Origin of the sequence: Actinomadura physcomitrii, from assembly GCF_008923205.2 — a bacterium.
In the GTDB taxonomy this organism is placed as follows: domain Bacteria; phylum Actinomycetota; class Actinomycetes; order Streptosporangiales; family Streptosporangiaceae; genus Spirillospora; species Spirillospora physcomitrii.
On sequence record NZ_WBMS02000022.1, the window covers coordinates 62876 to 76771 of the forward strand.

Consider the following 13896-nt stretch of genomic DNA (forward strand, 5'->3'; position numbering starts at 1 on the left):
TGCGGATCGGGGGCCGCCGGTAGGCCCGATGTCACCCGGCGTAGGCGACGGGGAACCGGAAGTCGGGGTCGACCTGCGCGGCGAGGTCCTCGCCGGTCGCGCGGTTCGCCCAGCGGCGCGCGTTCTTGAGGTGGAACTCGACGGCCTGCCGCTGGAACGCGTCCCAGTCCTTGGCCTGGGCGTCGACCTCGGCGAGCATCCGGCCGAGCGCGGCCTCGTTGCCGTCCTCCAGCACCGCGCCGGACCGGCCCTGCTCCATCGCGCGGACGGCGGCGGACTGCCCGAGCCAGACGAGCAGGTCGTCGCCGACGTGCTCGCGCAGGTAGTCGACGTCGTCCTCGGACTGCACCTTGTTGCCGACGACGCGGATCGCGACGTCGTAGTCGCGGGCGTACTCGACGTACTGGCGGTAGACGCCGACGCCCTTGCGGGTCGGCTCGGCGACCAGGAACATCAGGTCGAACCGGGTGAACAGCCCGGACGCGAACGTGTCGGCGCCGGCGGTCATGTCGACGACGACGTACTCGCCGGGGCCGTCCAGCAGGTGGTTGAGGTAGAGCTCGACCGCGCCGGTCTTGGAGTGGTAGCAGGCGACACCGAGGTCGTCGTCCTCGAACGGGCCGGTGACCAGCAGCGTCACGCCGCCGACCTCCTGCCCGAGGGCGTGCACCGGGTCGTCGCCGCGCAGCCGCAGCAGCCGCGACCCGGTGCCCGCCGGGGTCGTCTTGACCATGGTGGACGCGGAGCCGATGCGCGGGTTGTCGCCGCGCAGGTACTCCTTGATCTCGGTCAGGTGGGCGCCCATGGCCGGGATCTTGGCGGCCTGGTCGTCGTCCATGCCGAGCGCCGCGCCGAGGTGCTGGTTGATGTCGGCGTCGATGGCGACCACCGGCAGCCCGCGCAGCGCGAGGTGCCGGACGAACAGCGACGAGAGGGTGGTCTTGCCGCTGCCGCCCTTGCCGACGAACGCAACCTTCACGAATGCCCCCGTTTCGGGTATGAAAACCGTTGCCATTTTCTCGGAGCACCGAGTCTGGCGGAGGGGCACCGGCGAGGCAACCGGAACGGCCGAAGCCGCACGCACAATAGTGCGCACGGTTATCATCAGATCACCCGCAGTCGCCCTGCTCCCCATGCACGTGGGGGTGGTCCGCCGTCGGTCGACGCCACCGCGACAACGCCATCCGGACGACTGCGGGCACCGAATCAATCGAAGATCGGTTCGCTGGTACGCGTGCGCTTCAGCTCGAAGAAGCCCGGCGTGCCCGCGACCGCGACCACGCCGTCCCACAGCTTCACGGCGGCCTCGCCGCGCGGGATCGGCGACACGACCGGGCCGAAGAACGCGCTGCCCTCGACCTCGATCACCGGGGTGCCGACCTCCTGGCCGACCCGGTCGATGCCGTCCTTGTGGGACGCGCGCACCGCCTCGTCGTAGGCGGTGGAGCCTGCGGCGTCGGCGAGCGCCGGGTCCAGGCCCGCGGCGGTCAGCGCGGACTCGAAGTACTCGCGGGTGAACTTCTGCTTCTCGTGGTGGCGACGCGTCCCCAGTTCCGTGTAGAGCCGGCCGAGCACCTCCGAGCCGTACTTCTGCTCGGCGGCGATGCACACGCGCACCGGCCCCCACGCCTCGGCGAGGCCCTTGCGGTACTCCTCCGGCACGTCCTTGTCCTCATTGAGGACGGCCAGGCTCATCACGTGCCAGCGCACCTCGATCGGGCGCTGCTTCTCCACTTCCAGGATCCAGCGCGAAGTGATCCACGCCCATGGGCACAGCGGGTCGAACCAGAAGTCCACGGGTGTGGGAGCGTCCTGCGGCACGTCGCCTCCTACGGCTCGAACGTCATTGATGAAAACTCAACCACCGACAACCCGGTCCCGGCCCCCGTGATTCCCGCACGCGGGCGCGGTAAAGGCCGTGGCGTGCGGACCTCCTGCCCGGCCGGTTGGTAGACATGGGGGCAGCAGAGAAATGAGCCGACCAAGGAGTACATGTGGCAGGCAACCTCACGCGCGACGAGGCGCGGGAACGGGCCCGGCTGCTCACCGTCGAGTCGTACGCGGTCGAGCTGGACCTCACCACCGGGAGGTCGGGGGCGGGCGCCCTTCAGGGGGTCGGCGAGAACACGGAGCGGTTCGGCTCGACCACCGCGATCCGCTTCGGCTGCGCCGAGCCGGGCGCGTCGTCCTTCGTCGACCTGCACGGCGCCGTCGTCCGCGAGGCGACGCTGAACGGCGAGGAGCTGGACCCCGCGTCCTACGACGGGGAGAAGGGCCGCCTCCCGCTGCCCTCCCTGGCCGCGCACAACGAGCTGCGCGTCGTGGCGGACTGCGCCTACTCCCGCTCCGGCGAGGGCCTCCACCGGTTCGTCGACCCGGTGGACGGGAGCGTCTACCTCTACACGCAGTTCGAGACGGCCGACGCGCACCGGATGTACACGTGCTTCGACCAGCCCGACCTCAAGGCGACCTTCGAGCTGGCGGTGAAGGCGCCGCAGGACTGGCAGGTCGTCACGAACGAGACCCCCGAGAGCGTCGAGGGCGGGACGTGGCGCTTCCTGCCCACCCCGCAGATCTCCACCTACATCACCGCGCTCATCGCCGGGCCGTACCACGCGGTCCGCGACGAGTACCGCCGCGACGACGGCACCGTCATCCCGCTCGGCGTGTTCTGCCGGGCGTCGCTCGCCGAGCACCTCGACGCCGACGCCATCGTCGACGTCACCCGGCAGGGCTTCGCCTACTTCGAGAAGGTGTTCGGCCGGCCGTACCCGTTCGGCAAGTACGACCAGCTGTTCGTGCCGGAGTTCAACGCGGGCGCGATGGAGAACGCCGGCGCCGTCACGTTCCTGGAGGACTACGTCTTCCGGTCGCGGGTCACCGACGCCTCCTACGAGCGGCGCGCCGAGACGATCCTGCACGAGATGGCGCACATGTGGTTCGGCGACCTGGTCACCATGCGCTGGTGGGACGACCTGTGGCTGAACGAGTCGTTCGCGACCTACATGAGCGTGCTGTGCCAGTCCGAGGCCACCAAGTGGACGGGCTCGTGGACGACGTTCGCGAACCTGGAGAAGGCGTGGGCGTACCGGCAGGACCAGCTGCCGTCCACGCACCCGATCTCCGCCGACATCCCCGACATCCGGGCCGTCGAGGTGAACTTCGACGGGATCACCTACGCCAAGGGCGCGTCCGTCCTGAAGCAGCTGGTGGCCTATGTCGGCCGCGAGAACTTCCTGGAGGGCGTGCGGCGGTACTTCGACCGGCACGCGTGGGGCAACACCGTCCTCACCGACCTGCTGGACGCGCTGGAGGAGACGTCCGGCCGCGACCTGGCGTCCTGGTCGAAGGAGTGGCTGGAGACCGCGGGCGTCAACACGATGCGTCCCGAGTACGAGGTCGACGCCGACGGGAACTTCTCCTCGTTCGCCGTGCTGCAGGAGGCCAAGGCCGACTACCCGACGCTGCGCTCGCACCGCCTGGCGATCGGCCTGTACGACCGGACGGGCGACGGGCTCGTCCGGCGCGAGCGGGTCGAGCTGGACGTGGTCGGCGCGCGGACGGAGGTGCCGCAGCTCGTCGGGCAGAAGCGTCCCGACCTGGTGCTGGTGAACGACGACGACCTCACCTACGCCAAGGTGCGGCTCGACGAGCACTCGCTGAAGACGCTAGTCGAGCACATCGGCGACATCAAGGAGAGCCTGCCGCGGGCGCTGTGCTGGTCGGCGGCGTGGGACATGACGCGCGACGCGGAGATGGCGACGCGCGACTACGTCCGGCTCGTCGCGAAGGGCATCCGCGGCGTCACCGACATCTCGGTCACGCAGACGCTGCTGCGGCAGGCGCGGACGGCCGTGCAGCAGTACGCCGACCCGTCCTGGCGCAAGGAGGGCCTGGCGCTGCTCGCCGGCACGCTGTTCGAGCTGGCCCGGGAGGCCGCGCCCGGCTCGGACCTGCAGCTGGCGTACACGCAGGCGTTCGCGGCGTCGGCGGTCAGCGAGGAGCACCTGGCGTACGTCCGGGCCCTGCTGGACGGCTCGCAGTCGCTCGACGGGCTGACGGTCGACACCGACCTGCGGTGGGCGCTGCTGCGCCGCCTCGTCGTCACCGGCAAGGCCGGCGAGGACGAGATCGACGCCGAGCATGAGCGGGACCGGACGGCGGCGGGCGAGCGGCACGCCGCGGGCTGCAAGGCCGCGATCCCGACCGCCGAGGCCAAGGCCGCCGCATGGGACCGGATCATCGGCGGGACGCTGCCGAACGCGGTCTACCGCGCGACGCTCGGCGGGTTCGTCGAGCCCGACCAGGCCGAGTTGCTCGTCCCGTACGTGGACAAGTACTTCGCCGAGGTCGGCCGGGTGTGGAAGGAGTGGACCAGCGACATGTCCCAGACGTTCGCCGAGGTCGCCTACCCCTTCCTGGTGATCGAGCAGTCCACGATCGACCGGACCGAGTCCTACATGGCCGAGCAGAAGCCGCCCGCGGCGCTCGCCCGGCTGCTGTCGGAGGGCCGTGACGGCGTGGCGCGCGCGCTGCGCGCGCGTGCGAAGGACGCCGCCGCGGGGTGAGGCCGCCGCCCCTGTCGCAACCCCCGTGACCATGCGATCGTTGCAGGGTCACGGGGGTCCGCGGAGAGGGGTTGGTGGCGTGGAGACGGCGCGGGACGTGCTGACGGCGCTGGCACGGCGGTACGCGTTCGGGGATCTGGAGGCGCTGATCGCCGGCGGGGCGCTCGTCCCGGACACGCGGGCGAAGGCCGCCCGGCCGCTGTGCGCGTTCGGGCAGCGGGTCCTGGACCTGGACGCCGAGGACTTCGGGATGCCGGAGGCGGCCGGCGAGGTCCCCCGCGACCTGCTCGACCGGGCCCGCGCGAGCCGGATGCCGCAGGCGCCCAAGGAGCGGCCGCGCGGCGCGCTGGCGAGCCTGCGGCCCGCGTACGCGCTGCTGCTGGAGGTCATCGCGATCCGCTGGCACCGGCGCGACATGGCAGCGCTGGTCGCCGCCGTGCACATCGCCAGCGAGTACCTGCCGCTGCTGGCGTGGGAGCCGGTCCTCGGGCACGCCGGGGACCCGGCGCTGATCGGCGCGTCGGTGAACGGGGACGGCAGCCGGTTCGGCGTCCCGATCGAGCCGGGCTCGCCGCGCGAGTGCGACCACACCCGCCCGGAGCGGTCGGCGTGCGAGCGGACGCTCCGGGTCGCCAAGGAGCCGCCGCCCGGCTGGCGCGCCTACCTGGACCGCCAGCACAGCCAGGTCGCGTCCGCTCTCGGCGACTGCGCGGCCCGCTGCCGCACGCCGTGCACCGTGATGACGCGGCTCGACGACCCGGTCCGCGAAGACCTCACCGACCGCTGCAGGCTCGCGGCCGAGTTCACCGACGGCGCGCTGGTGAAGCTGCGGCACGCCGCGCCGGTCGGGCACGGCTTCGGCGTCCCCTCCCCCGAGGAGGTCGAGACGGCCTGGGCGCGCGCCCGCAGGTCGCTGTCCCACCATCCGCTCGGGAAGGCGGCGCTGGAGGGCGCGGACTCCGACGGCTACCCGCTGCCGGGGCTGCCGGGGCTGTTCTCCGCGATCGCGGCGGCGCCGATCGTGCCGGACACGCTCCTGCACGACGTCACCTTGCGGATCACGACGACGCTCGGCTGACCCGCTCCAGCACGGCGCGGACCTCCGGGTCCTCGACGAGGTCGTCCAGCACGACGGGCCGCCCCCGCGCGTCGGCGAGCGGGACGCGCCAGTTCGGGTACTCGTCGACGGTGCCGGGCTGGTTCTGGGTGCGGCGCTCGCCGACCGCGTCGGCGAGCGAGACGCCGATGAGGCGCGCGGGCGTGCGCCCGAGGAAGGCGTGGAGCGCGGCGACGACCTGCCGGTCGTGGGCGTCCGAGCCGTCGTCGAGCGCCCGCAGCACCTCGCCGGGCGGATCGGTCAGCAGTCCTTCGGCGTGGAGCACGCCGAGCCAGGCGGCGAGCTGCTCCCGGTGCTCGGCGGTCTCCTCGGCGAGGGGACGGGTGAGCAGCCCGAGGCGGTCGCGCAGCGCGATGTGGTCGCCGTGCAGGAACCCGGTGATCGGCGGCATGTCGTGGGTGCCGACGGTGGCCAGCGACAGCTCCCGCCACCGCGCCGCCGGCTTCGGGCGGCCCTCCGCGTCGCGCTCGAACCAGAGCAGCGACGTGCCGAGGACGCCCCGGTCGGCGAGGTCGTCGCGGACCTCCGGCTCCACCGTGCCGAGATCCTCGCCGACGACGAGGGCGCCCGCCCGGTGGGCCTCCCACACCAGGCAGCCGAGCATCGCGTCCCGGTCGTAGCCGACGTACGTCCCGTCGGCGGGCGAGGCGCCCTCGGGAATCCACCACAGCCGGGACACCTGCATCGCGTGGTCGAGGCGGAGCCCGCCGCCGTGCCGCAGCGCCGCCGCCAGCATCTCCCGGTACGGGACGTAGGCGTCCGCGGCGAGCGTGGTCGGCCGCCACGGCGGCTGCCCCCAGTCCTGGCCGCGCTGGTTGAACTCGTCCGGGGGCGCGCCGACGCTCATGCCGGACGCGAGCTCGTCCCGGTAGATCCAGGCGTCGGCGCTGCCCTGCGCCACCCCGACCGCCAGGTCGTGGACGATACCGGCGGGCATCCCGGCGTCGCGGGCGGCCTTCTGCGCGCCGGCGAGCTGCTGGTCGAGGCGCCATTGCAGCCACGCGTGGAACTCGGCGCGCGCGTGGTGGCGGGGCTCGTCCATGACGGCGCGGCCGTGCGCGTCCTTGAGGGCGGGCGGCCATCGCCGCCAGTCGGTCGTCCCCCGCTCCTCGCTGATCGCGCACCAGGTGGTGAAGTCCCGCAGCGCGGCGCCGTGCCGGCTGCGGAAGGCCGCGAAGGCCGGATCGCGGCGGATGCCGGGCGACGACCGGTACATCGCTTCGAGCGCCTCGAGCTTCGCCGTCCACACGGCGTTCCGGTCGAGCGGCCCGCCGAGCGCGCGCAGCCGCGCCGCCATGGCCGCGAACCGTTCCCTGCCCTCGGGAGGAAGCGCCGCGTACTCCGGCATGTCCTCGATCCGCAGGTAGATCGGGGCGGGGAAGCGGCGGCTCATCGGCGAGTACGGCGACGGGCTGACGGGCGGCATCGGCTCGGCCGCGTGCAGCGGGTTCGCGACGACGAAGCCGGCGCCGAGGTCGCGGCCCGCCCAGGCCGCGAGGCCGGCGAGGTCGTGCAGGTCGCCGATCCCCCACGAGCCGCGCGAGCGCAGCGCGTACAGCTGGACGGTCAGCCCCCACATCCGCGGCGGTCGCGGCAGCGAGGCGGGCGCCACGAGCAGCGCCGCGCTCTCTTCACGGCCTCCCTGCCGCACCTTGAGGCGTTGCCATCCGAGCGGGACGTCGCCTTCGACGCCGTCCAGAGGAACGGGCCCGCCCCGGGCCCGCTCGGCGGACGGCTCCGCCAGGACGTCGGGTTCACCGGGCTCGATCCATGCGTCCAGGTCGCCGGTGGGCCGCAGGCTCCGGCGCAGCCGTTCGAGGATCCGGCCGGCGGTGCGTCCCTCGCCCGCGTCGCGGCGGACGACGACCGTCGGCGGCAGCGTCCGCGCGCGCTCCCGGTGGCGCTCCAGCTCGGCGCGGACGGCGGCCGGGGACGAGGCGTCCACGCCGAGCGCGCCGAGGACGGCGACCAGGGTGCCGGGCGGGACGTCCGCCGGACGCCCCCGCCAGTCGGTGTACCGCGTCGCGACCCGGTGGTGCCCGGCCAGCCTGATCAGTTCGTCGTCAGCCACGCCTGCACCCATGCCCCGGCGGCGCCCCGCCAAGCGCGGGCCGGGACGGGCTCACGCGTCCCAGATCGGCGGCTTGCGGCGGGCCCAGGGCCGCGCCTCCTCCAGCTGCGCGGACAGCGAGATCAGCGTCCCCTCGCCGCCGAGCCGCCCCGCGAGCATGACGCCGATCGGCAGCCCTTCGGCGGTCCAGTGCAGCGGCACGTTGACGGCCGGCTGCCCGGAGATGTTGTAGGCCGCGCAGAACGGCGTGAACAGCGTCTGCCGGCGGAAGTTCTCCTCGGGCTCCTGGTCGTGGAAGTGGCCGACGGGGACGGGCGGCTGTGCCAGGGTCGGATGCAGGATCGCGTCGAACCCGTTCATGACCGGGAACGCGGCGCGCAGCGCGCCCTGCAGGGCGGCGTGCGCGCGGAACAGCTGCGGCGCGGTCGTGGCGTTCCCGCGCTCGCGGAGCCAGCGCGTCAGCGGCTGGAGCAGGTGCTCGCTCCCGTCCGGGACGGGCGTCATCGTGGCCATGACGCCCCAGAGCAGCTCGAAGTGCGGGACCATCTCGGGCCCGAACACCGGTGGCAGCTCGACGACCTCGTGCCCGAGCTCCTCCAGCAGCGCGGACGCCTCCTCGTAGGCGGCGACGCAGTCGGGATGCACCTCGGCGCCGGGGACGGCCGGCTGACGGCTGCGGGCGATCCGGAGCCGTCCCGGCGCGCGGCCGGCGTACGACAGGAACGTGCCCTCGACGGGCGGGGCGGCGTACAGGTCGCCGGGCATCGGCGCGGCCATGGCGTCCAGGAGCAGGGCGGCGTCCTCGACGCTCCGGGCGATCGGCCCGTTCGCGGACAGGCCGAACAGGTCGGGGACGACCGGCCCCTGGGAGATCCGGCCGCGGGTCGGCTTGATCCCGAACAGCCCGCAGACGCTGCTCGGGATGCGGATGGAGCCGCCGCCGTCGCTGCCCTGCGCGGCGGGGGCGAGCCCGGACGCGACGGCCGCGGCGGCGCCGCCGCTGGACCCGCCCGCCGACCTGGCGAGGTCCCACGGGGTGCGGGCGGGCGGCGCTACACCGCCCTCGGTGTAGCACGGGAGCCCGAACTCCGGCACGGCGGTCTTGCCGGGCATGATCGTTCCGGCCTCGCGCAGCAGCCGCACGACGTTGTCATCCGTGAAACCGGTCATATCGGTAAAAACGGAGGAACCAAAAGTCAGCCGCACACCGTCCACCATGTTCAGGTCCTTGACTGGAACCGGCACCCCGTGCAGCGGCGGCAGGTCCGCCGGATCGGCCGCGTCCAGCACCGCCTTCTCGGCCCGCGCCGCCCGCTCGCGCGCCGCCTCGGCCGTCACCGTCACATAGGCACCCACCTGCGGGTTCAGCCGTTCGATGCGGTCCAGATAGTGGTCGGTCAGCTCGACCGGGGACAGCCGCCCCGAACGGACGGCGTCAGCCGCCTCCCTAGCCCCGAGGTCATGGAGATGTGTCACGAACCGGAACGCTAGACCGCTCGCGCGCGGGCATCAAAGAGGCGGAGACTCTCTACGAGAAGAGGGCGTAGATGATTCACATACCCACCCCTGCACGGAAGTCAATCACTCACGTGCGGCGACAAAACTATTAACCCTGCATGACTAGTCGCCGTCCCGCATGATGATTACTCTGCGCACGGAGGATCATGCCCCCGATGGGAGAGGAATACGGAGCGTCACTTATGGCGATCACGGAGCGGGGCAACACACAGCAGGCGCGCGGCCAGCCCGGGGACGGCCCCGACCAGCGGACCGAGGCGCAGGAGCAGCCCCTCATGCAGGAGCCGGAGCAGCAGCCGGACGAGCGTCCGCCCGCCGACCGGACCATCACCGCGATGCTCACCGGCCCCCGGGTCCGCGTGTGGGCATGGCGGATCGGCGTCGCGCTCGTGGTGCTCGTCGTCGCGACCGCGGTGTTCGGCGGCCGCCTCGGCATCACCGCGGCGGTCCTGGTGGTCATCGCGGACGTCGTGCGCCGGTCCCGCCGGGACTCCAGCATCCCGGCCTGGCAGAAGTCCTCGGCCGCCGAACGGCGCACCGAGAAGCAGCTGAGGTCGCTGCAGCGCAACGGCTACCTCGTCCTGCACGCCCGCGCCGTCCCGCGCGACGACGAGGGCGTCAGCGACGGGCGGATCGACCACCTGGTGATCGGGCCGAGCGGCGTCTACGCCATCGACTCCGAGAAGTGGGACAAGCGCCTCCCCGTGCGCACCCTGTCCCACCGCAAGCTCTTCCACGGCCCCTTCAACAAGAAGGACCGGCTGGACGAGGCGCGCTGGGAGGCCGACCAGGCCAGCAGGATCATCGGCGGGCAGGTCGGGTTCGAGGTGCCCGTGCAGCCCTCGGTGGCCATCTACGGGCCGTCCATCCCGTGGAAGGTCATGCGGGTCAGGGACGTGGACGTGTACGCGGGCAACCGGGCCCGCTCGTACCTGCGCCGCCGTCCCAAGATCCTCACCGACACCGACGTCCAGCAGATCTTCCAGGCGGCGGAGAAGGCACTGCCGCCCAAGTACGGCTGATCACGCGGCGGCGCCGATGCTCCCGCACGGCGCCGGACCCGCCGCGGCACCGGACCCCGCAACGGCGCGGGAACCGGCACCCGGGGCGGCCCTGTCCCCGGGCCGCCCGCACGCTCGACGCCGAGCCACCGGGCCCCTCGCGGGCCCGGCTTTTCCATGCCCCGGCCCCGACCTTGTAGCATCGAGTTGCACAGGCCGGCCCGCGCGCGACCTCCGCTGAGCCGGCGGCAGCGCCGCGATCCGCCGCTGAGAGCTTCCCACCGCGCACCGCTCGCTCACCGCCCGCCGAACCCGGCGCGGCGACGCGTCCGGCGACACGGCACCACGGCACAGGTTGGAGAGGTCACAGGATGCCCCCGCTCAGGTCACGTACGGTCACCCATGGCAGGAACATGGCGGGCGCCCGCGCGCTCATGCGGGCCAGCGGCGTCGGACGCGAGGACTTCGGCAAGCCGATCGTCGCGGTGGCCAACAGCTTCACCCAGTTCGTGCCCGGCCACGTCCACCTCGACGAGGTCGGCAAGGTCGTCGCCGGCGCCGTCCGCGAGGCCGGCGGCGTGCCCCGCGAGTTCAACACGATCGCGGTGGACGACGGCATCGCGATGGGCCACGGCGGCATGCTGTACTCGCTGCCGTCCCGCGAGCTGATCGCCGACGCCGTCGAGTACATGGTCAACGCGCACTGCGCCGACGCCCTGGTCTGCGTCTCCAACTGCGACAAGATCACCCCGGGCATGCTGCTGGCCGCGCTGCGGCTGAACATCCCGACGGTGTTCGTCTCCGGCGGCCCGATGGAGGCCGGCAAGCCCGTCGAGGGCGTGATGGGCGGCAACAAGCTCGACCTGATCGACCCGATGATCGCCTCCGCCGACGAGTCCGTCGCCGACGCCACGCTCGCCGAGATGGAGGAGAGCGCCTGCCCGACCTGCGGGTCCTGCTCGGGCATGTTCACCGCCAACTCGATGAACTGCCTCACCGAGGCGATCGGCCTCGCGCTGCCCGGCAACGGCACCGTCCTCGCCACCCACACCGCCCGCCGCGACCTCTACGAGCGGGCCGGCCGCACCGTCGTCGAGATCGCGAAGCGCCACTACGACGGCGACGACGCGTCCGTCCTGCCGCTGAGCATCGCGACCCGGGACGCGTTCGAGAACGCGATGGTGCTGGACGTCGCCATGGGCGGCTCCACCAACACGATCCTGCACCTGCTCGCCGCCGCCACCGAGGCCGGCGTCGGCTTCGGCCTCGACGACATCGACGCCGTCTCCCGCCGCGTCCCCTGCATCTGCAAGCTCGCCCCGGCGCTCGCCACCTACCACGTCGAGGACTGCCACCGCGCCGGCGGCATCCCCGCCCTCCTCGGCGAGCTGCACCGCGCCGGGCTGCTGAACTCCGCCGCGCACTCGATCCACAGCCCGTCCGTCGCCGACTTCGTCGCCAAGTGGGACGTCCGCTCCCCCGACGTCCTGCCCGAGGCCGTCGAGCTGTTCCACGCGGCGCCCGGCGGCGTCCGCAGCACGTCCGCGTTCAGCCAGAGCAACCGGTGGAAGGAGCTCGATCTCGACCGCGAGAGCGGCTGCATCCGCGACGTCGAGCACGCCTACACCGCCGACGGCGGCCTCGCCGTGCTGCGCGGCAACATCGCCCCCGACGGCGCGATCGTCAAGACCGCGGGCGTCGAGGAGGAGCTGTGGACCTTCAGCGGCCCGGCCGTCGTGTTCGAGAGCCAGGACCAGGCGGCCGAGGGCATCCTCGGCGGCAAGGTCAAGGCGGGCGACGTCGTCGTGATCCGCTACGAGGGACCGCGGGGCGGCCCCGGTATGCAGGAGATGCTGTACCCGACGAGCTTCCTCAAGGGCCGCGGGCTCGGCAAGGCGTGCGCGCTGATCACCGACGGCCGGTTCTCCGGCGGCACGTCCGGGCTGTCCATCGGGCATGCCTCCCCCGAGGCCGCCGGCGGCGGGATCATCGCCCTCGTCGAGGACGGCGACCGGATCGTGATCGACATCCCGAACCGGGTGCTGGAGCTGGACGTCCCGGCCGAGGAGCTGGAGACCCGCCGCGAGAAGCTGCTCGCCGACCTCGGCGGCTACCGCCCCCGCAACCGGGACCGCCACGTCAGCGCCGCGCTGCGCGCCTACGCGGCGATGGCGACGTCGGCCTCGACCGGCGCGGCGCGCGACGTCTCGCAGCTGTACTGACGCGGTCCCGGCCGGCGGGCCCGCGCGGCTGAGGCTTTACCCGCCGCGTAATCGCCGCCGTTCCCCGCTCCGGGCAGAGTGGATCACGTCAACGGGGCCGCCCCACCGGGCGGCCCCGGGATCCGCGACCGGAGGAGACCGCGATGACCGCCTACGCCATCGGCCTGCTGCACCCCCAGCCGCCGCTGCACGAGGACGTGTTCGTCTACATGGAGCGCATCCAGGCCACGATGGACCCCTTCGGCGGCCGATTCATCACGCACGGCAAGACCCCCGAGGTCCACGAGGGCACGTTCGACGGCGCCGTGGTGATCCTCGAGTTCCCGGACATGGACCGGGCCCGGGGCTGGTACGACTCGCCCGCCTACCAGGAGATCATCCCGATGCGGGCCGACCACATCCCGAGCGTGATCATGCTGGTCGACGGCGTCGGCGCCGACCACGACTCCGCCGCCCTCGGCGCCGCCCTCCGCGCGGCCCAGCGGGGATAGCCGTCAGGAGCAGCAGCCGCCGCCACAGCAGCCGCCCCCGCCACCGGCGGCCGGCGGGGGCTTCGGGGCACCGCCGCGGGACGTACCGGTCACGGCGACCGTGGACAGCAGCTTCACCGTGTCGTCGTGGCCGGCCGGGCAGGCCGCCGGGTCGGACGCGTTGATCATCGGGCGGGAGACCTCGAACGTCGCCCCGCACGCGCGGCAGCGGTAGTCATAGCGTGGCACGACTACAGGATACGGCCCGCCCGCGCTAGGCGGCGGGCTCGGAGACGTACGGGGCCCACTGGGGGTCGCCGTCGTGCACGATCCCGATCAGCCGCCAGTGCGCGCCGCGCGGGACGCCGGGGGTCATCCCGAGCGTCCAGCCGAGCTCGGACAGCAGCCGGTCGGCCTTGCGGTGGTTGCACGTCATGCAGGACGCGACGCAGTTCTCCCAGACGTGCTTGCCGCCGCGGCTGCGCGGATGGACGTGGTCGATGGTCTCCGCGCGGCGGCCGCAGTACACGCAGCGGAAGTTGTCGCGGCGCATGAGGGCGGCGCGGGTGAGCGGAACGCGGGTCCGGAACGGGATGCGCACGTAGCGGCGGAGCCGGATCACCGAAGGGATCTCGATCTCCATGGTCGCCGAGTGCAGGGCGGCCCCCGAGATGTCGTGATGGACGATCTCGGCCTTCTCCCGGAGCACGAGGCAGACCGCCCGCCGCAGCGGGAGCGTGGTGAGTGGTTCGTACGTCGCGTTCAGGAGAAGGACCTGTCTCATCAGACGGCCTCCGCCGGCGTACCGGGGTTCGCCTCGGCGGACGCGGCTGACCGCGCCTCGCACCGAGGCCCGAATATCGTCTCCGGCACCTGCGCACTCGCCATGAGGACCTCCCCAGAGGCGAACCGACCTGGAATCAGTGTGG

Annotated in this window: 11 protein-coding genes; 5 read left to right on the plus strand and 6 right to left on the minus strand. The window is 72.9% G+C overall.

Features of this window, described 5'->3' with window-relative positions; translation table 11 throughout:
- Positions 1–31 precede the first annotated feature (31 nt).
- Together F8568_RS26150 and F8568_RS26155 are read right to left on the minus strand one after the other, a co-directional pair.
- A complete protein-coding gene (locus F8568_RS26150) occupies positions 32–979 on the minus strand; it encodes an ATP-binding protein (RefSeq protein ID WP_328601014.1) in 948 nt (315 codons plus the stop codon).
- A gap of 227 nt (positions 980–1206) precedes the next feature.
- On the minus strand, positions 1207–1821 hold the full coding sequence (locus F8568_RS26155; protein WP_151596344.1) for a mycothiol-dependent nitroreductase Rv2466c family protein: 615 nt from the start codon (positions 1819–1821) through the stop codon (positions 1207–1209).
- A 173-nt stretch (positions 1822–1994) separates the two neighbouring features.
- Between F8568_RS26155 and pepN the strand changes: the two genes are divergently transcribed.
- On the plus strand, positions 1995–4568 hold the full coding sequence (pepN, locus tag F8568_RS26160; protein WP_151596345.1) for an aminopeptidase N: 2574 nt from the start codon (positions 1995–1997) through the stop codon (positions 4566–4568).
- 79 nt (positions 4569–4647) lie between these two features.
- A complete protein-coding gene (locus F8568_RS26165) occupies positions 4648–5646 on the plus strand; it encodes a hypothetical protein (protein WP_151596346.1) in 999 nt (332 codons plus the stop codon).
- On the opposite strand, the gene malQ is transcribed toward F8568_RS26165, so the two are convergent.
- Complete coding sequence (gene malQ, locus F8568_RS26170; protein WP_151596347.1) at positions 5627–7756, minus strand: 4-alpha-glucanotransferase; 2130 nt, start codon at positions 7754–7756, stop codon at positions 5627–5629. The two genes, F8568_RS26165 and malQ, sit on opposite strands and share 20 nt — an antisense overlap.
- Positions 7757–7807: 51 nt before the next feature.
- A complete protein-coding gene (locus F8568_RS26175) occupies positions 7808–9232 on the minus strand; it encodes an amidase (protein ID WP_151596348.1) in 1425 nt (474 codons plus the stop codon).
- A 197-nt stretch (positions 9233–9429) separates the two neighbouring features.
- On the opposite strand from F8568_RS26175, the gene F8568_RS26180 reads away from it, so the two are divergent.
- From F8568_RS26180 to F8568_RS26190, 3 genes are all read left to right on the plus strand, one after another.
- Positions 9430–10296: a nuclease-related domain-containing protein gene (locus F8568_RS26180; protein ID WP_236009158.1), complete on the plus strand. Its 867-nt coding sequence runs from the start codon at positions 9430–9432 to the stop codon at positions 10294–10296.
- A gap of 350 nt (positions 10297–10646) precedes the next feature.
- Positions 10647–12497, plus strand: a complete 1851-nt coding sequence (gene ilvD / locus F8568_RS26185) for a dihydroxy-acid dehydratase (protein WP_151596350.1) — start codon at positions 10647–10649, stop codon at positions 12495–12497.
- A gap of 143 nt (positions 12498–12640) precedes the next feature.
- Positions 12641–12988, plus strand: coding sequence for a DUF1330 domain-containing protein (locus tag F8568_RS26190; protein ID WP_151596351.1), 348 nt, complete (start codon positions 12641–12643; stop codon positions 12986–12988).
- A 3-nt stretch (positions 12989–12991) separates the two neighbouring features.
- On the opposite strand, the gene F8568_RS26195 is transcribed toward F8568_RS26190, so the two are convergent.
- Positions 12992–13216: an FmdB family zinc ribbon protein gene (locus F8568_RS26195; protein ID WP_151596352.1), complete on the minus strand. Its 225-nt coding sequence runs from the start codon at positions 13214–13216 to the stop codon at positions 12992–12994.
- A 25-nt stretch (positions 13217–13241) separates the two neighbouring features.
- Positions 13242–13751 carry an HNH endonuclease gene (locus tag F8568_RS26200; protein ID WP_151596353.1) on the minus strand — a complete coding sequence of 170 codons (510 nt, stop codon included), beginning with the start codon at positions 13749–13751 and terminating at the stop codon, positions 13242–13244.
- Positions 13752–13896 lie beyond the last annotated feature (145 nt).

Bases quoted from the DNA above. Each gene is read 5' to 3' on its own strand.
- F8568_RS26180 (WP_236009158.1), top strand. From the start codon at position 9,430: ATGGGAGAGGAATACGGAGCGTCACTTATGGCGATCACGGAGCGGGGC.
- ilvD (WP_151596350.1), top strand. From the start codon at position 10,647: ATGCCCCCGCTCAGGTCACGTACGGTCACCCATGGCAGGAACATGGCG.
- F8568_RS26190 (WP_151596351.1), top strand. From the start codon at position 12,641: ATGACCGCCTACGCCATCGGCCTGCTGCACCCCCAGCCGCCGCTGCAC.
- F8568_RS26200 (WP_151596353.1), bottom strand. From the start codon at position 13,751: ATGAGACAGGTCCTTCTCCTGAACGCGACGTACGAACCACTCACCACG.